Annotated in this window: 13 protein-coding genes; 5 read left to right on the forward strand and 8 right to left on the reverse strand. The window is 70.6% G+C overall.

The features are described 5' to 3' along the window. The first annotated feature begins 80 nt into the window (after positions 1-80). Both ACZ7LU_RS09785 and ACZ7LU_RS09790 read left to right on the forward strand, forming a co-directional pair. Positions 81-1,967, forward strand: a complete 1,887-nt coding sequence (locus ACZ7LU_RS09785; protein ID WP_471916300.1) for an ABC transporter ATP-binding protein — start codon at positions 81-83, stop codon at positions 1,965-1,967. 28 nt (positions 1,968-1,995) lie between these two features. Then, positions 1,996-2,835 carry a sulfotransferase family protein gene (locus ACZ7LU_RS09790; protein ID WP_471916301.1) on the forward strand — a complete coding sequence of 280 codons (840 nt, stop codon included), beginning with the start codon at positions 1,996-1,998 and terminating at the stop codon, positions 2,833-2,835. Positions 2,836-2,848: 13 nt separating this feature from the next. Here ACZ7LU_RS09790 and ACZ7LU_RS09795 read toward each other — a convergent pair whose 3' ends face one another. Together ACZ7LU_RS09795 and ACZ7LU_RS09800 are read right to left on the reverse strand one after the other, a co-directional pair. Next, the gene (locus ACZ7LU_RS09795; protein WP_471916522.1) at positions 2,849-3,181 is read right to left on the reverse strand and encodes a hypothetical protein; all 333 of its coding nucleotides are present in this window, start codon (positions 3,179-3,181) and stop codon (positions 2,849-2,851) included. A 38-nt stretch (positions 3,182-3,219) separates the two neighbouring features. Next, a complete protein-coding gene (locus tag ACZ7LU_RS09800; protein ID WP_471916302.1) occupies positions 3,220-4,479 on the reverse strand; it encodes an MFS transporter in 1,260 nt (419 codons plus the stop codon). A 165-nt stretch (positions 4,480-4,644) separates the two neighbouring features. Between ACZ7LU_RS09800 and ACZ7LU_RS09805 the strand changes: the two genes are divergently transcribed. After that, on the forward strand, positions 4,645-5,874 hold the full coding sequence (locus tag ACZ7LU_RS09805) for a PucR family transcriptional regulator (RefSeq protein WP_471916303.1): 1,230 nt from the start codon (positions 4,645-4,647) through the stop codon (positions 5,872-5,874). Here the strand turns inward: ACZ7LU_RS09805 and ACZ7LU_RS09810 are convergent. The 6 genes from ACZ7LU_RS09810 to ACZ7LU_RS09835 all read right to left on the reverse strand — a co-directional run bounded on the left by ACZ7LU_RS09810 (position 5,864) and on the right by ACZ7LU_RS09835 (position 14,664). Further along, on the reverse strand, positions 5,864-7,735 hold the full coding sequence (locus tag ACZ7LU_RS09810) for an alkyl/aryl-sulfatase (RefSeq protein WP_471916304.1): 1,872 nt from the start codon (positions 7,733-7,735) through the stop codon (positions 5,864-5,866). The two genes, ACZ7LU_RS09805 and ACZ7LU_RS09810, sit on opposite strands and share 11 nt — an antisense overlap. Positions 7,736-7,830: 95 nt before the next feature. Further along, complete coding sequence (locus ACZ7LU_RS09815; RefSeq protein ID WP_471916305.1) at positions 7,831-8,976, reverse strand: hypothetical protein; 1,146 nt, start codon at positions 8,974-8,976, stop codon at positions 7,831-7,833. 10 nt (positions 8,977-8,986) lie between these two features. Continuing rightward, positions 8,987-11,674: a type II secretion system protein GspG gene (locus ACZ7LU_RS09820; protein ID WP_471916306.1), complete on the reverse strand. Its 2,688-nt coding sequence runs from the start codon at positions 11,672-11,674 to the stop codon at positions 8,987-8,989. 311 nt (positions 11,675-11,985) lie between these two features. Continuing rightward, positions 11,986-12,357, reverse strand: a complete 372-nt coding sequence (locus ACZ7LU_RS09825; protein WP_471916307.1) for a cupin domain-containing protein — start codon at positions 12,355-12,357, stop codon at positions 11,986-11,988. A gap of 234 nt (positions 12,358-12,591) precedes the next feature. Then, positions 12,592-13,794: a 4-hydroxybenzoate 3-monooxygenase gene (locus ACZ7LU_RS09830; RefSeq protein WP_471916308.1), complete on the reverse strand. Its 1,203-nt coding sequence runs from the start codon at positions 13,792-13,794 to the stop codon at positions 12,592-12,594. Positions 13,795-13,896: 102 nt separating this feature from the next. After that, positions 13,897-14,664 carry an IclR family transcriptional regulator gene (locus ACZ7LU_RS09835; RefSeq protein ID WP_471916309.1) on the reverse strand — a complete coding sequence of 256 codons (768 nt, stop codon included), beginning with the start codon at positions 14,662-14,664 and terminating at the stop codon, positions 13,897-13,899. Between the two features lie 70 nt (positions 14,665-14,734). On the opposite strand from ACZ7LU_RS09835, the gene ACZ7LU_RS09840 reads away from it, so the two are divergent. Then, on the forward strand, positions 14,735-15,835 hold the full coding sequence (locus ACZ7LU_RS09840; protein WP_471916310.1) for a glutamate--cysteine ligase 2: 1,101 nt from the start codon (positions 14,735-14,737) through the stop codon (positions 15,833-15,835). Between the two features lie 241 nt (positions 15,836-16,076). Beyond that, positions 16,077-17,276, forward strand: coding sequence for a hypothetical protein (locus tag ACZ7LU_RS09845; protein WP_471916311.1), 1,200 nt, complete (start codon positions 16,077-16,079; stop codon positions 17,274-17,276). Positions 17,277-17,280 lie beyond the last annotated feature (4 nt).

Below are 17,280 nucleotides of genomic sequence, written 5' to 3' on the forward strand. Positions count from 1 at the left end.
GCGGCGCCGTCATCCGCACGTGGGGTTTCTGCGCCCGGAGAGGTGCGGTGTCGCCGTGCGGCACCGGGAGTGACGGCAGGATGACCCGGGTGCCGACCCATGCTCCCTCGACCTCCGCCCACCAGCCCGAACTGCGCCTGGGCTGGGACGACCCGCACCACGACCACGTCGCGGCGGCGGGCCTGCCGCAGATGGCGGCTCGGCTGCCCGCCACGATCGCCGCCGCCGCCCGGTTGAGCTGGGCCGCCGACCGGTGGGCGGTCCTCCAACTGCTGGTGGCCCAGCTCCTCGCCGCTGCCGCCGCCGGGGTGGTCCTGGCAGCGACCGCCCGGGTGATCGGGGCGCTGGTCGGGCAGGGCCAGGCCACCGAGCGGCTGCACGCCGCGGTGCCTGCCCTGCTCCTCGCGGCGGGGGCGGCCGCGACGCGGGCGGCGTCGGACGCGGTCTCCCAGTACGCGGCGGTGAAACTGGGGCCGGAGGTGACCGCTCTCGCCGAGGAACGCATCCTCGCCAAGACCCCGGAGGTCGAGCTGACCGCGTACGACCAGCCGGAGTTCAACGACTCGCTCCAGGCGGCCGGGCTGGGGGCGATGGCCACGCAGGACCTGATCGCCGACACACAGCAATTGATCTCAGCGGTCGCGCAGTTGACGGCCGCGGCGACCGTCCTCACCCTCCTGAACCCCCTGTTGCTGCCGCTGCTGATCCTCGCGATGCTTCCCAAGGGAGCCGCCGCGCTGGGCGCAGCCCGTATCGCCCACCACACCGCCCACACGAGCCTCGCCGACAACCGCCTGCGCTACATCCTGCGCCAGCACAGCACGGACCGCCGGACGGCCGCCGAAGTCAGGGCCGGCACCATGGCCGCGTTCCTGCGCCAGTGGTACGCCCAGGTCGCCACGCGGATCAGGACCAGGCACCGGGCGGCCGCGCCCAGGGTGCTGCTGGTGACGCTCGGCGGAGCGGCCGGGACCGGCGTCATGCTCACTCTCACCTGGCTCACGGTCGGGCTGCTGGCGATGAACGGCACCATCGCGCTCGCGGTCGCCGTCACGGCCGTGGTCGCGGTCCGCTCCTCGACCGGCGCGCTCAACTCCATGGTGGTGGCGGGCGCCCGCCTGTTCCGCACCTCGCTGCACCTTCAGGACTGGCGGGACTTCCTGGCTCTCGCCGACACCCTGCGTGCCACGCGCGGACCGCTGGCGATCGACTCGGCAGGGCCTCGGGAGATCCGCGCCCACCGGGTGTCCTACCGGCACCCCGGCAGCCCGCCGAACGACTTTGCCGTACGCGAGGTCAGCCTCACCCTGCGCAGTGGTGAAGTCGTCGCCCTGGTGGGTGAGAACGGTTCCGGCAAGACGACGCTCGCCCACCTCCTCACCGGCCTCTACCTGCCCACACACGGCACGGTCAGCTGGGACGGCATCGACCTGGCCCAGGCGGATCCGCAGTCGGTCTGGTCGCGGGTCGGACTGGTGCCCCAGGACTACACCAAGTGGCCGATGGCCGCGAGGGAGAACATCACGCTCGGCCAGGCCCGCGGCGGGGACGGCCTCGTGCACGCCGCCGCCCGCGAGGCCGGCGCGGACAGTGTGCTGGCCGGACTGCCGAACGGTCTCGACACACTGCTCGCCAAGTCGTTCTGGGGCGGGCACGACCTCTCGGGTGGCCAGTGGCAGCGCCTCGCCGTCGCCCGCGCCTGCTACCGGGAGGCCGGCGTCCTGGTCCTCGACGAGCCCACTTCCGCGATGGATCCGCGCGCCGAACACCGGGTGATCAGCCGCTTCAAGGCGCTGGCCGAAGGCCGGACCGCGGTGTTCGTCACGCACAACCTCACCAACACCCGCGTCGCCGACCGCATCGTCGTGCTGGCCGGGGGCAGCATCGCGGAGGAGGGAACGTTCGACGAACTTCTCGACCGGGGCGGCCTGTTCGCGGAACTGCACAAGCTGTCACAGGATCGGTGACCGGTTCCCCGACCACGGAGGTGCTGAAGTGACGAGCGGTGAGCGGCGCAACAAGACGGTGGTCTTCATCTGCGGGGCCGGGCACTCCGGCACCACGCTGCTCGGACTGATGCTGGGTGCGCACCCGGCGGTCTGCTTCGCCGGCGAGGCGTGGAACAGCACCCGCCTCGGCACCACCGACGCACGCGGGCGGACCATCGGCTGCAACTTCTGCGCCGACGGCTGTCCCGTGTGGGGCAGCCCGCTGCCGAGCACCGGTCCCGACCTCTACGAGGTGCTGGCCCGGCGGTGCGGCCGCCCCGTCGTCGTGGACTCCACGAAAGCGGTCGGCTGGATCGAGCAGCAGGCGGCACTGCTGCCCGGCGCCGTCCACCGTCATCTGGTGGTGCTGGCGCGTGATGGCCGGGCGGTGGTCAACTCCCTGCTGCGCAAGTACCCCGACGCCCGCCCCGCGGAGGTGGCCTCGGAGTGGGTCGCCCAGATGCGCCGGACAGAGGAACTTGCGGCCCGCTGGCCCGGCGCCGTCAGCCGGTTGCACTACGAGGACATCGCCACCCACCCCGCAGACGTCCTGTCCCACCTGAGTACGACGCTGGGCCTCTCCTTCCGCCCCGCGATGCTCGACCCGTGGGGAGGCGTCCAGCATCCGTTGGGAGGCAACGAGGGGACGCAGTACATCGTGGCGCGGGAACGCGCCGCGCGGACCACGGGCTGGACCGTCGCTCTGGAACCCAGCAAACGCGCCTACTACCTCGACCACCCGCCCGCGATCGTGCTGGACCTGCGCTGGCGCGAGGAGATGTCCGAGCCCGCTCTGCGCGCCTTCGACGCCATCGCGGGCGAGACCAACGCGCCGTATGCGCGTTGACCGCTGCCGGGTCTCAGGCTTCTTCCGGTCTGCCTTCTTCTGGTCCGTCTTCTTCCAGCCTGCGCAGACAGTCGTCCGCGCGCTCGTTTCGTTCGGCCGGGGTCAGCTCCCACCACGCCGTACCGCGTTCCCCGAGGCCTGTCTTCGCGAGCTGCACGCGGGCCCGGGCCGCCTTGCGCGCGGCTTCGTCGTCGCGAGCGGCGGCGACCGCCCGGCGGGCCGCCATCAGGTGATGGACCAGCCGCTCCCTCACGTTCTCGGCCAGGTCGGGGTCGGTGGCCCGCCAGCGTCGCCCTTTGACGATGATGAAGTGGCCGTCTTCGGTGTGTTCAACGTTCTCTCCCATCACGTGGGCATCATGCCCCGGCTATGTTCAGAAGCGGCTCAACCCGTGGCGCCGCACGACCTGTCGCGAGCGGTGTCCGCCATGCGCCGGGCGTCGCGTTCGGGACGCAGGAGCGCCAGAGCCAGCAGCCCGGTGAGGCCGAGCAGGACGGAGGTGAGCAGGAAGGCGGCGCGGTAGCCGGAGGCGACCGAGTCCGCGGTGTCGACGACCCGCCCGACCGCCCAGGGGGACAGGGCTCCGGCGAGGGCATAGACGAAGGCCAGCGCACCGAGCACGACTCCACGCTGGGACGCCGGAGCGATGCGGGCGCACGCGGTCTGGGACACCGTCATGATGACGTTGGCGAGCGCCATCGGGCCGAGCATCAACAACACCTTGAGCCACACGGCGTCGGTCAGGGCGAACACGCCCACGGCGACCGCCGCAAGGCACATCAGGGCGCCCGTACCCGCCCCGCTCTGCGGCTTCGGCCGGCGCCCGGCCAGCAGCCCGTGTCCCACGAGCACCACACCGTTGGCGAGCGCGGCGCCGGTCACCAACATGCCGGCCTGGTGCAGACTCAACCCGGTGACCGATTCCAGGTAGTCCGGCATCCAGGTCAGATTGGCACTGAGCATCCAGTAGGCGGCGAACGCGCCGAGCGCGGCGCTGATCCAGGTGCCCGAGAGCAGGATGCGGCGGTAGGGAACGGACTCCTGAGGGGCCCCGTCCTCTTCGGCCCGGCGGGCGTACGGGCCCTCGGTCCCGCGCAGCGCCCAGTAGGCCGCCCACGCCAGACCTGCTAGTCCGACCGCGCCGAACGCCCAACGCCAGCCGAAGTGGTCGATCACGAGCGTGAGGGTGGGGGCCGCGACGGCGACTCCGGCCGCGGCGCCGGTCAGCAGGACCGCGGTCGGCAGGGTGCGCTCCCGCTGCTCGAACCAGCCGTGCAGATGATGGGTGGCGACCGGCATGGCAGGGCCCTCGGCCGCGCCGAGCAGCACCCGCGTGGCCACCAGGGTGCCGAAGCCGGCGGCCGTCCACAGCATCGGCAGCTGAGCGGCCGACCACAGCAGCGCCATCACCAGCAGCAGTACCGTCGTCCGGACCGTGCGGGTCAGGTACGACACCGCCAGGGCAGAGACGCTGAACAGCGCGAAGAACGCCGCTGAGGCGGTGCCGAACTCCTCCCGGGTCAGGCCGAGATCATCCATGATCGGATTCGCGGCCAGCCCCAGAACGGTCTTGTCGGCGAAGTTGACCAGCATGAAGACCAGGAGCGCCCACGTGGTCCGCCAACCGGAGCTGTGCTGTGTCATACCGGAGCTGTGTCGGGTGAGCGGGGGCATGCGGCTCCTTCAGGGGTTCGCTTCTCCGAGGTGGCGCCGATCTTGCAGGCAGGGGAGGTGCGGGCACACCCATCGGGATCACAGTCGTGCGTGCCGGGTACTGTGACTGATCACAGTCGTCGGGCGAGGTGGACCATGGCACAGCAAGAGGAGCCGCAGGACGACCGGACGTGGTCGGCCGGTCTCTCGCCGGCAGCCGTGGCGCTCGCCGCCCGCTGTGAACCCCGGGTCAACGAACTGGCCCGGCGCATGGCCCGCGGAGTCTTCGAGCAGCTGCACGGATACGCGGACCTGCCCGCCGACGTCAAAGACGTGGAGATCGCGGCGACGGCCCGGCACGCGATGCGGTTGTTCCTCCGCGGCCCCACCAGGGGAGCGGCTGCGGATCCGCTGGAGTACTTCCAGGAGCGCGCCGCCCAGCGCGCCGAGGAGGGCATGCCGCTGCACCTGCTGCTGCGCACCTACGGCCTGGGCGTACGGGAGCTGTGGCGAGTGCTGCGGGAAACCGCCGCCGACGACGAGCGGGATGCCCTCGCCGAGTTGGCCGAGGCGCTGTTCACCGCGGAGGACCGGATCGTCGGAGCGGTGACCGAAAGCTACCTCGACGAGCAGGCCGCCCTCGTCGCGGAACGCCAGGAGCAGCGCCGCTCCCGGGCCCGCGCCCTGCTGGAGGCCGGCGTGGACCCGAGGGGGCCCGCGGCCGACGGGCCCACCCTCGTGCTGTACGTGGGATTCACGGACCTCGCCCCACCGGGGGAGCGGTCACCGGTGGCCGCTCGGCGCCTGCTCCGCCGTGTGCAGACCGCACTCGACCGTGCGTTCGGCACCGAAACCCTCGCCCTGCTGGACGGCGGTGGCGGCCACGTCGTCATCCGCGGCTGCGGTGAAGCGCCCGTCAGGCTCTTGGAGGCGCTGCGCGAGGCGGCGGGCCCGGAGACGCGGCTGGCCTGCGCCGGGGCGCGGTCGGCTGAGCACGTTCCGGCGATCGGCCGTCAGGTCGCCGAGGTGGTCCGGGTGGCCCGCGCCTGCGGCCACCCGCCCGGTCTGCACCGGCTCGACGACGTCCTGCTGGAGTACCACCTGTCACGCCCGAGCGACGCGAGCGACCGGATCGCCGCCCTCCTCGCCCCGCTGGAGGGCCGTCCCGAACTCGTCCAGACCCTCCGCATCCACCTGGGGCAGCGCCAGGACCGCCGGGCCACCGCCCGCGCCCTGAGCCTCCACCCCAACTCCGTGGACAACCGGCTCACGCGGATCCAGGAACTGACCGGCCTCGACCTCGGCTCACCGCGGGACACGGCGCTGGCCCTCGCCGCCCTGGCGATGCGAGCCGTCGACGCCGCGGCGGACCCCGCTAGGGGGTGACGATCGCGAAGTCGGGATCCGGCGCGTCGAGGAGCCCGCTGAAGGTCACCAGCGCCCGGGCGTCACCGTCCAGCGCGACCCTGCCGCCCGCGATCTCGTCGACGAACGTCGCACGCCCCCCGAGGATCGAGTCGAGGGTGGTGCGCGCCAACCGGAGTGTGGCGACGGGCCGTTCACCGCGCGGGGCGTCGCCGCGCATCGGGGTCAGCGCCCCGTTGGAGAGCAGCAGTGTCCAGTTCTCGCCGGTGTCGGTGAACTCCCAGCGCAGCACCAGCCGCCCGGCCTCGGCGGCGCGCGGACCGTTGAGCCGTACGGCCATCGACTGGAAGATCTGCTCGGCGGTGAGCGCGGCCAGGATGTCCGGCGCCGAGCGGGTCGGGGTGCCGAGGACGCCGTCGCGCAGCTCGGCGGCGCCCATGAGGTAGAAGTTGCGCCACGGGCCGCACTCGGAGCCCTGGCCGAGCCGCTCGAACGTCCGGGCCTGCAGAGCGCGCGCCGCGGCGTGCCCGGGCTCGGCGAACAGGACGTGGCCGAGCACTTCCGCCACCCACCGCAGATCCCCCGCGTCGTACGACTCACGGGCCTTGGCGACCACCGCGTCGGCGCCCCCCATGAACTCCAGGTACCGGCGGGCGGCCTCGGCCGGCGGATGCTGCCACAGATGGGCCGGGTTGCCGTCGAACCAGCCCATGTACCGCTGGTAGACCGCCTTGGCGTTGTGGCTGAGCGAACCGTAGTAGCCGCGCGCGTGCCAGGCCCGTTCGAGCCCGGGCGGGAAGCGCAGCACCTCGGCGATCTCCGCACCGGTGTACCCGGCGTTGATCAGCCGCACGGACTGGTCGTGCAGGAAGGCGTAGGCGTCGCGCTGTTCCTCCAGGAACCGGACGGCGCGGTCCTGGCCCCAGGTCGGCCAGTGGTGCGAGCCGAAGACGACATCGGTGCCCTCGGAGAACAGCCGTATCGTCTCGGTCAGGTACCGGGCCCACGCACTCGGGTCACGGACCAGGGCCCCGCGCAGCGTGAGGACGTTGTGGAGGGTGTGGCAGGCGTTCTCGGCGGCACAGAGGACCCGCAGCTCCGGGAAGTGGAAGTTCATCTCCGCCGGCGCCTCGGTGCCGGGTGTGAGCTGGAAGACGATCCGTACGCCGTCGACCGTCTCCTCCTGTCCCGTGTGCGTCACGTCCAGGGTCGGCGCGAGCAGCCCGACGCTGCCGGTCGACGTGGTCTGCCCGAGCCCGCAGCCGATCTGCGCGGCAGGCCCCTTCGGCAGCGAGGCCCCGTACATGTAGCTCGCACGACGCGCCATCGCCGTACCCGTGAAGACGTTCTCGCTCGCCGCGTGTTCCAGGAACCCGGCGGGTGCGATGACCGGCACCCGGCCGGCCGCCACGTCCGCCGCGTCGACGACGCCGCGTACCCCGCCGAAGTGGTCGACGTGCGAGTGCGTGTAGATCACCGCGGTCACCGGCCGGTCGCCGCGATGCTCGCGGTACAGCGCGAGCGCGGCGGCCGCGACTTCCGAGCTGATCAGCGGATCCACGACGATGACGCCGTGCTCGCCCTCCACGAAGGAGATGTTCGACAGGTCGAGGCCGCGCACCTGATAGATGCCGGGCACCACCTCGTACAGCCCCTGCCTCGCCACCAGCCGGCTCTGCCGCCACAGCGACGGGTGCGCCGTGGGCGGACAGTCACCGGCCAGGAAGCCGTAGGCGTCCGCGTCCCACACCACGCTCCCGTCCGAGTCCGTCACCGTACCCGGCTCGAGCCGGCCGAGGAGACCGCGGTCCGCGTCGGCGAAGTCCTGATCGTCGTCCCAGGCCAGGCCGCTGCCCCTGGCCTCTCGCACGCTGTCGCTCATGGCCACCGATCCTCACAGACCCGCGCCGGGAGCGCCTGATGAGGCATCACAGACGGACAGGTGACACGTCACACCGGGAGCACGCCGCCGCCTCGTCAGTGGCTTCCCGCGAGGCCTCGGCCGAGGCCGTCGGACAGCAGCGGCCGCAGGGCCGCCTGCGCCCGCTCGAAGTAGCCGGGGACCTTCGCCGCGCTCTGGGCGTACCGGACGGCGTTCGCCAACTGCGCGGCCTCCGCCGCGGCCGCGGCCTCGGCGGCACCTGCGGCTCCCGCGGCCCCTGTGGTCTCGGCGGCCGCCGCCGCGAGCGGCACCGCCGTGGGCCAGGCAAGCACCACGAGCGTGACGAGCAGGGCCGCGCCGAGGCCGATGGCGAGCCACTTCTTCAGCTCCCTGCTGTCGGCGGTGTTGTCGTCCCAGTACTGCTGCATCGCGGGCAGCAGCACGAGCTGATGCTGGTTCTCCAGTTCGCGCAGGCGGCGGGCGACCCTTTTGAGCACCTCGAGGGGAGCGCCCTGCGGCAGGGGCGTGGTGTGGATCTCGTACAGCACCAGGCCGTCCTTGCCGATGCCGTCGGGGCGGAACGTGGGTTTGTAGCAGATCCACTCGTACTTGACGTTCCCGGGCGCTCCGGTGGAGGGCTGGGTGGGGAGAAGCGGGTAGTACAGCTCGTTCCAGTACGGCCGCCAGGTCGAGCGGCGCACCTCGATCCGCGTCGGGGCGCCGATGCTCACCCGCCCGGCACGCTGGAGGGTGAGCATCTCCTTGAGGGCCGGGTCGATGACGAAGCGTCTCAGGGTGTTCATCTTGTGCTGGAGGTCCTCGACCTCGGCGTCGGCGGCCTCGTCGACCGTGGTTACCTCGACGAGTTCGAGGAGCATGGTCGTCCCCTCGGTCCGGACGCCGAGCATGTCCGAACGCAGCTGCCGGCCGGAGGTCTGTGACCTGATGTCGCGCTTCAGGGCGGCGCGGCCGAATACGTTGCGGTACTCCGCGAGGATCCACTTGGCGAGGATCTCCGTCGCGCCGCGGAACCGCTTGGTGTTGAGGTAGCTGATCTCGCTGAACACCTCGGAGTCCGGGTAGCGCTGCGTGTAGTACTTCGTGAAGCACTCGACCATGTAGTACTCCGCGGTGAGCGCCTCCAGATAGCGGCGCATGCCGTCGGTGTTCCCGTTGCCGTCCGCACCGACCTTCCGGGTCGGCAACGAGCAGTAGGAGTCCAGGAGTTGGATGTCCGCCATGGTGCTCCCGCTATCCGTTCTCGGCGAAGTCGGAGCCGACCTCGATGTCGAGGCCGCTGCACGGCGTGTACTCGAACCAGGTGCCGACGAGATTCCCCTCCGCGTCGGTGGAGATGTCCAGCCCTTCGTCCGTGCCGCCCGCCGACGAGTCCGCGCCCTGGCTGGTGACCACGAACGGCGCGGTGCGCCCCGGGTTCTGGTAGAGATACGGCCGTCCCCAGGGGTCGGTGAGGATCAGATTCGGGCGGCTGTCGAGCAGCACCCGCAGGCCCTGCCGGGTCGTGGGGTAGTACTCCGGCTCGATCGGCGCGCCGCGCCAATCCGGGTCGACCCGCTGCTTCGCCTTCTCCGCGTACTTCTCCAGGGCCTCCACGATGGCCTCGATCTCGCGCCACGCCCGCTGCTGGTTCACCGTCAGCAGGGGGCGGGCCCGGGCGGCGATGTCGGGGTTGGCGGGCGGAATGCCCGGGTAGTTGGTCCGCGCGTACGCCTGGATCTCCTCGGCGATGGACATGTACGGCGGGTCCTGGGGGTCCGGCGAACCGTCGCCGTCGATGCGGCCGGTGGACATCAGCCGGGAGAACGCGCGCTCGAACCCCGGCCGGACGGGCAGCACCACGCGGGCGGCACCCGCCCGCAGGAATTCGCGGCGCAGCGGGTCGGGGTGCCACAGCAGCCGCTTCGTCTCGGCGAGCTTCTCCGACCCCCAGAAGTACGGGTAGAAGAAGTAGAGGACGTTCTCCCATTCGACGGCCTGGTGCAGGAACTTCACGAACTCGCCGAACTTCCGGATCTTCAGCCAGGACGCGGTGGTGACGGGAAGCGTGGAGGGGTCGATGTCGTCGGTCCAGGTGGGGGTGCCGCTGGTGCCGAGGGCAGCGAGCATCGCGTCGATCTCGTCGGGCGCCGTGTCGAAGTCGGTGCCGAAGAGCCACTGCAGGGACCGCTTCATCAGCTCTTCGCGCTCGGCGCGGCGCAGCGTGAGGGTGTCGTCGCGGTTCAGCTCCGCGAGGAGTTGTTCCCGGCGGTCCCGCACCCGCTGCTGGAGCGTGTAGTACTGCTGCTCGGCGGCCTCGCGCAGCTTCTGCCAGGTGGCGACCTGCCAGGCCAGATACGCCTGGTCCGACAGGCGCAGGGTGGCGGCGAGCCGGAAGCCGGCCCAGCTGATGTTGCGGTGCGTGTACTGGATGGAGAGGTGGCCGGTCTTGCCGTTCAGGTGCAGGAGCTGGGACTGGTAGCGGCCCTTGATCTCCGGGCCGACCGGGGCCGCGGTGACCTCCGGGGCCTCGTCGCCGATCACGTCGAAGCGGGCCAGGTCGGCGGGGCGCCAGCCGTAGTAGTTGACCTCGAAGAGGATCGGCACGAGTTCATAGCCCTCCGGCAGGTCGATCTGCCAGGACTGGTACCGCGTCGTCACGGCTTCGTCCTCTCCGATGATGGAGGGGAACTCGTAGGTGTAGTCGGGCGGGCTGAGGTATTCCTCCGGAGGCGCGGTCACCGACGCGCCGTAACGGGCGGCGAGCGTCATCCAGTTGGTCCGGTCGATCTGGCCGATGCCGAAGGCGAATTCGTAGGGGGTGGCGAGGGTCTTGTCGATCTCGGCGAGCTCCATGAGCTGACGCCGCAGCGCCCCGCCGGGGTCGGGGACGACCAGGTCGTACGTCATGCGCAGGCCGTAGCGCATGAGGTCCACGCGCCACTTGCGCATGATCCGGTAGTAGTCGATGCGCATCACGCGGGGGGAGTTGTTGGTGATCACGCGGGCGGCCTCGTCCTCCTCGCCGCGCCGGGTCTCGGTACGGAAGGAGACCTTGTGTTCCTTGCGCGAGCGGGAGGAGGCCTTCGACGTGATCTCCGTGGCGTGCTTGTTGCTGGCCTGGCGCGACTCGTGGTCGGACGTGGACACGCCGTAGTTGAACGTGCTCGTGACCGATACCGTGCCGTAGCTGCCGCTGGCCGTGACGCCGAAGTTGAGGTTGGTGTCGCGCTTGGACTCGTTGGTGGTGGACATGGCCACGTCCGTCTTCTCGGCCACGCCCTTCTCGGCGTACGTCTCCAGTTCGTCCGTGACGATCCGGGACAGCTCCTCGCTCTGTGTCGACCACTCCTTGTGGCTCACGCGCACCGTCTCGCCCGGTGCCATCGGGATGGTCGAGACGAGCTCGCCGCGCTCCAGGCCGACCGGCTGCATCTCGATCCGCTCCAAATGGAGCCAGCCGACCGGCTGGATATCGGCCTCCTCGACGAAGCGGTCGACGAGCAGGGCGACGTCGGTCGCACCGGGCTGTACGGTCCCGGATCCCGCGTCGGCCGCCTCTGTGCCGTCCTGCGTCCGAAGCGCCGCGACCTCTCGGCCGAGGGCGGCCAGCGTCTCGGGGGTGACACCGGCGTACAGCCGGGCGGTGCTCGCGGCGGTGGCCGGATCGCTGTCGCGGAGGGAGGGCAGGATGGCCGCGAACGCGTCGGCCAGCTCGCTGCTCTCGCTGCCCTGTCCTGACAGCCGCTCTCCCAGAGCGTCGGTCTCGGAACGGGTCAGCCCCAGGGACCGCATGAAGTTCAGCTTCGCGAACACCGACATCGATGTTCCCCGCACGGTGGCCGCACCGGGATCGGTGGGCTCGGCCGGCACGGCCGAAGGGACGGGTTGGGTGTAGGTCGCTTTGAGGATCGCCCGGGTGGAGTTGGTCAGTCCGGTCATGCTGTCGTCCCCCTCAAACTGCGGCACCGCCGCGGTGTTCAGCGCATGACGAATCGCCTGGCTGGAGCGTCTTGGAGTCCGCCGCCCCGCGAACTGCCGCGCCAGGAAGCGAAGGAGAAAGGGAAAGGGAAGGGAAGGAGATGGCGAAGAAGAAAGCCATGAAGAAGCCGTCGATGCGGCACGCTAGCAGCTCCGGCCAGTCGCTTTCGTCACCCTGGCGGGTGAACACTTTCCGGCCGCCGAGGGGGCACGTCCCCCGGCGCGCGCCGAGGGACAGAAGTGACGGAGCCCCCCCGAGGACGTCAGGAGACTTACCCCGTCGGGCCCGGTGCCTTGGCGTACTCGTCTGCCATGCCTCCCGCGAAGTCGTACAGGACGACCGGTTCCTCGCCGAGGACCCAGGCGTCGTGACCGGGCGAGCACACGAAGACATCGCCCGGTCCGACTTCGCTTTCGCCGCCATCGTCCATGCGAATGCGCATGCGGCCCTGGACGACGTAGCCGTTGTGGTGGACCTGGCAACTCTTCGTCCTCGCGATCGGGGCCACGGACTCGGACCAGCGCCAGCCGGGCTCGAAGGTGCCCACCGCGAAATCCAGGCCTGTCAGATGGACGGCTTCGAGGTGACCGTGGGGGAAATCTCGCCGCTCGTCCGGCTTCTCGACCGTCTTGACCTCCATCATGACGACTTCCTCCGTCCGGGCTGTGCCTGTGCCGTGGAGTCAGTCGTCGCCGCCGCGGGGTCCACGGTCGACGTCACCGGCCGACCCCTTCACTCCATCGTCTGCCTGTCAACCGGGGGACGCCAACCGGGGCCTCACCGGGTTGGCGCGGCCCGCCCGAGGGCGACGTCGTCGACGCCATCCGCATGTACGAGGTCCGCTAGCGGCGCGGGGTTCAGGGGATGCGGTCGGCCTTCACGTCGAGGGCCAGCCGGTGTACTGCTCGGCGAGGTAGGTGCGACCGGCGCGGGTGCCCACCACGTTGTCGAGCTCGCCGAGCTGGCGGCGCAGGCCGAACGGTGTGCCGTCGGGGGCGGTGTGCAGCAACTGTGTCATCCAGTACGAGAAGTTCTGTGCCCGCCAGACCCGTTGCAGGGCGCGCGGCTGATAGTCGTCCAGCGCCGTTTCGCCCGCGCTGCCGAGGGCGCGCGGCAGGACGTCGGCGAGCACCTTCACGTCGTGCAGCGCGAGGTTGAGCCCGCGGGCACCGGTCGGCGGCACGGTGTGCGCGGCGTCGCCGGCGAGCGCCATCGAGCCCCAGCGCATCGGCTCCTGGACGAATGAACGGAACCGCAGCACTGTCTTCTCCAGAATCGGCCCCTCCTTGAGGCGGAAGCCGTCCTGCCCGGCCACCCGGGCCTGGAGCGTCTCCCAGATGCGGTCGTCCGACCAGGCGTCGACGGACTCTTCGGGGGCGCACTGGAAGTACATCCGCTGCACCGTCTCGGTGCGCTGGCTGATCAGCGCGAACCCGTGCTCGGAGTGGGCGTAGACCAGTTCGGGCGCGCTCATCGGCGCCTCGGCCAGGATGCCGAACCACGCGAAGGGATATTCGTTTCCGTAGCGCTCCCGCCGCTCCTCGGGCACCAGGTCACGGCACATGCTGCGCGACCCGTCGGCACCGATGACGTACCGCGCCCTGATCTCGTGGCGGGTGCCGTCGGACGCGGTGTAGCGAACGCGGGGAGCGTCGGTCGTGATGTCGAGGACCTCGGTGTCCCGGACGCCGAAGTGGACCGTGCCGCCGTCGCGGGCCCGGGCGTCGGCCAGGTCGATGAACACGTCGGTCTGCGGGTAGAGCCACACCGATGCGCCCACCAGCTCCTTGAAGTGGATGCGGTGCGGCCGGCCGCCGAACCGGAGCTCGATGCCCTCGTGCTCGTGGCCCTCGCGCAGAATGCGGTCGGAGACACCCGTCTCGACCAGGTCACGGGCCGCGTCGGCCTCCAGGATGCCGGCCCGCTGCGTCGTCTCGATCTCGTACCGCGAACGGGTGTCGACCACGATCGTCTCCACGCCCGCGCGCCCGAGCAGGTGAGCCAGCATCAGCCCGGCCGGGCCGGCCCCGATGACAGCTATGGGAACCGGGACAACGGTGTCGACGGCGGCGTCGGCCATGGCATCTCCTGAGCGACTGCGGACGTTCGGAACACCGAGAACGTTGGCATCAGGGGTGGCTGCCGGTCGCCGGTGTTTCCGTCAGGCGGAAGCCGCCCGCAATCAGACCGCCGTACGCGCCCGCCGACCGAGCTCGTCGGAGATCCCTTGCGTGGCCCTGAGGAGCGGCTCGCGCAGGCCTCGCGCACGCCGCGTGCCCCGCGCCGTGACGACGATCCCCAGAACGGCGCTGACGGGCCCCGCCCGGCCGATCCGCACCGGCGCGGCCACCGCGAGAGTGTCCTCCGAGAGTTGCCGGTCACTGATGAAGACCTGCTCACGGCGGATGCGGTCCAGCTGCCCGCGCAGCGTCTTCGGGTCGGTCACGGTGTGCGGGGTCCAGGCCCGCAGCGGCGACTCCAGGACCTCTTCCTGGACGTCCCGCGGCGCGTGCGCCAGCAGCACCCGGCCCATCCCGGTGGAGCCTATGGGAAACCGGCTGCCGACCATCGTCAGCAGCTGCACCGACCGGTGTCCCGCGATCCTCTCGACGAACACGAGTTCGATGCCCTCGCGCACCCCGAGCTGGATGTTCTCGTGGGTCGCCTCGTAGAGGTCCTGCATGAACGGCAGGGCCGCATCCCGCAGAATCTGCGTCCGGGGGCATCCCGAGGCAATCTCCCAGAGCCTGAGTCCGATGTGCCACGCCCCGTCCTCCCCGCGCTCCAGCGCTCCCCATTCGGCCAGCTCGGCGATCACGCGGTGGGCGGTGCTCAGGGCCAGGCCGGTGCGCTGGGCGATCTCCGACAGCGTCTGCGAAGGATGTTCGTGATCGAAGACCGAGAGGATCTCCAGGACCTTTCCAGCCGCTGTGCTCCGGGGTTCGCTCACGCGGTCAGTTTCGCAGACCGGGTCGGGCTGACGGGAAGTGACCGTGTGTTTCGCTTAGGCTCGGAGCACGATGAGTCTGATCACGGTGGGTGTCGAAGAGGAATACCTCTTGCTCGATCCCTCCTCCGGCTACCCCGTTCCGCTGGCCGAGCAGGTCCGTGTTGCCGCCGGTCTCGAGCCGATCGTGGAGGAACGGGAGATCCAGGCGGAGCTGATCGAGGCGCAGGTCGAGGTGGCCACCCCGGTGTGCACCGATCTCGACGAAGTGGGCGGTCACCTGTTGCGGCTGCGCCACGCGCTGGGGCGTGCGGCGGAGAGCCACGGGTGCCGCCTCGCGGCCTGCGGCACGCCGCCGCTCAAGGAGGAGGCGCCGGTGCCGGTGACGAGCCTGCCGCGCTACCGCGCCCTGCGGGCGCAGGCGCCGCAGCTCGTCGCCGAGCAGTTGGTGTGCGGCATGCACGTGCACGCCGCCGTGCCCGACCCGGAAGTCGGCGTGGCCGTCCTGAACCGTGTCCGGCTGTGGCTGCCGGTCCTGGTCGCCATGTCGGCGAACTCCCCGCTCTGGTCGGGCCACGACACCGGGTTCGCCAGCTGGCGCACGGTCGTGTTCGGGCGCTGGCCGGTCAGCGGCCCGCCACCGCACTTCGACGGCCTCGCCGACCACGAGCGCCGGGTGGGGCAGCTCCTGGCCTCCGGAGCGCTCATGGACCTGGGCCAGATCTACTGGCAGGCCCGCCTCTCCAACCGCTACCCCACCATCGAGGTGCGCTGCTCGGACGTACAGCTCCGCACGGACGAGGCGGTGATGTACACCGGCATCGTGCGCGCGCTCGTCGCCACCGCCATCGCGGAGGTCAAAGCAGGCGTCCCGGTGCTGCCCTGCGCGCCGGAACTGCTGCAGGCCGCGAACTGGCACGCGGCCCGGCACGGGCTCAGTGGCTCGCTGGTGGACCGGGAGGGCAGGCTGCGCAGCTCCGGCGACGTACTGTCCCAGCTGATGGACCACATCATGCCCGCACTCGAAGAGGCCGGGGACACCCGCGAGGTCACCGCGCTCGTCCACCGCCTGCTCCAGGAGGGGACGGCGGCCGACCGGCAGCGCCGTGCCCTGGCCGAAGGCGGCGTGCGCGCCGTCATCGACCTCATCATCACGGAGACCACCGCGGCCTGAGTCGACTGCTGGGCCACTCGAGGCGTATGGGTCGTGCTTCGGCGCAGCATGGTTTGCGTCATGTCCTACGTCATGGGCCAAGCGTCTCGGCCGACCCAGCAGGGGGAACCGCGGGGTCTTGACGTGCACCGGTGACCGGAACCCGTCGGTCGCACCCGGAGCTGAACAGGGGCCCGTGCTCGCCCTTGATGGCGGGGTACCTGGTGGCCCTACACGCTGCCCCGGTGCAGGAGGCATTCAGATGGCTTTCAATCCGCTCGAACAGCGGGGTATTCCGCTGGACCGTCAGCTGCGCAGCTGGCGGGAGCTCGACGTGGCGCCCATCGACCCGGACCACTGCGACCCGTACACCCGTTGCCGGATCATCGCGATGAACGGCATCGAGGTCGAAGCGATCATGTTCAGCCACCAACTCGCCCGGAACACGGTGGACCCGGACGTCAAGCGGAACCTCGCTGGTGTGCGCTACATCGAGGCACAGCAGCAGAAGGTGGTGAACTGGCTGCTGCCGGGTGTGTCGTCGGTGCTGGAGACGACCATCGCGTACGAGCAGGTGGCGGTGGACCTGACGGCGTGGGTGGCGCGGATGGAGCCGGATCCGTATCTGAAGCAGGCGTATCAGTTCGGTGTGCTGGAGGACTTCGACCATCTGTACCGGTACGCGAACCTGTACGAGATGATCGAGCACCGCAAGGCGGAGTCGATCGTGGACGGCCTGACCGAGGTCATGCCGGGCCGGCCCACCCGGTTCCACCACCGCGACCCGGTCGACAACGTGCGTGACGCCTACGACACGTCCGCCACGAGCCCCCTGTCCAAGCTGCACGCCCTGACGATCATGTCGGCCGAGCAGCAGACCATGAACTTCTACATGAACACCGGCCCCACCTACGTGGAGCCCATCGCCCGCCAGCTGTACCAGGAGATCGGGCTCATCGAGGAGGAGCACGTCACCCACTACGAGTCGCTCGTCGACCCGGGGGAGACGTGGTGGGAGCAGCTGGTCAACCACGAGTACAACGAGTGCTATCTGTACCACTCGTTCATGGAGCAGGAGAGCGACCCCAGGGTCAAGGCGATCTGGGAGCTGCATCTGAACATGGAGCTGGAGCACCTGCACATCGCCTGTGACCTGATGCGCCGCCACGACGGGCGCGAGCCGCAGGAGGTCCTGGCGCCCGAGCTGCCGAACGTGCTGACCTTCGAGCCGAACAAGGCCTATGTGCGGGAGCTGCTCGACACCCAGATGGACCTGACCACGCTGGGCGCCGGCTACGTCCGCGAGGCCCACGAGCGGTTCGAGAAGATGCAGGAGCGGATCCACGGTGGTGAGGCGCCCCCGAGCGACCGCGTGATGGTCGAACACGGTGAGATGTTCGGGCGCGAGTACCGCCTGCAGACCGAGGGCGAGCACCCCGATCCTTCCCAGCGGGAGAAGTGAGGCG

Source organism: Streptomyces sp. NPDC039462, assembly GCF_055639375.1.

Excerpts from the sequence above, each read along its gene's own strand:
- ACZ7LU_RS09800 (WP_471916302.1), bottom strand. The coding sequence starts at position 4,479 with ATGACACAGCACAGCTCCGGTTGGCGGACCACGTGGGCGCTCCTGGTC.
- ACZ7LU_RS09830 (WP_471916308.1), bottom strand. The coding sequence starts at position 13,794 with ATGGCCGACGCCGCCGTCGACACCGTTGTCCCGGTTCCCATAGCTGTC.
- ACZ7LU_RS09795 (WP_471916522.1), bottom strand. The coding sequence starts at position 3,181 with ATGGGAGAGAACGTTGAACACACCGAAGACGGCCACTTCATCATCGTC.
- ACZ7LU_RS09785 (WP_471916300.1), top strand. The coding sequence starts at position 81 with ATGACCCGGGTGCCGACCCATGCTCCCTCGACCTCCGCCCACCAGCCC.
- ACZ7LU_RS09820 (WP_471916306.1), bottom strand. The coding sequence starts at position 11,674 with ATGACCGGACTGACCAACTCCACCCGGGCGATCCTCAAAGCGACCTAC.
- ACZ7LU_RS09805 (WP_471916303.1), top strand. The coding sequence starts at position 4,645 with ATGGCACAGCAAGAGGAGCCGCAGGACGACCGGACGTGGTCGGCCGGT.
- ACZ7LU_RS09815 (WP_471916305.1), bottom strand. The coding sequence starts at position 8,976 with ATGGCGGACATCCAACTCCTGGACTCCTACTGCTCGTTGCCGACCCGG.
- ACZ7LU_RS09845 (WP_471916311.1), top strand. The coding sequence starts at position 16,077 with ATGGCTTTCAATCCGCTCGAACAGCGGGGTATTCCGCTGGACCGTCAG.
- ACZ7LU_RS09810 (WP_471916304.1), bottom strand. The coding sequence starts at position 7,735 with ATGAGCGACAGCGTGCGAGAGGCCAGGGGCAGCGGCCTGGCCTGGGAC.
- ACZ7LU_RS09825 (WP_471916307.1), bottom strand. The coding sequence starts at position 12,357 with ATGATGGAGGTCAAGACGGTCGAGAAGCCGGACGAGCGGCGAGATTTC.
- ACZ7LU_RS09840 (WP_471916310.1), top strand. The coding sequence starts at position 14,735 with ATGAGTCTGATCACGGTGGGTGTCGAAGAGGAATACCTCTTGCTCGAT.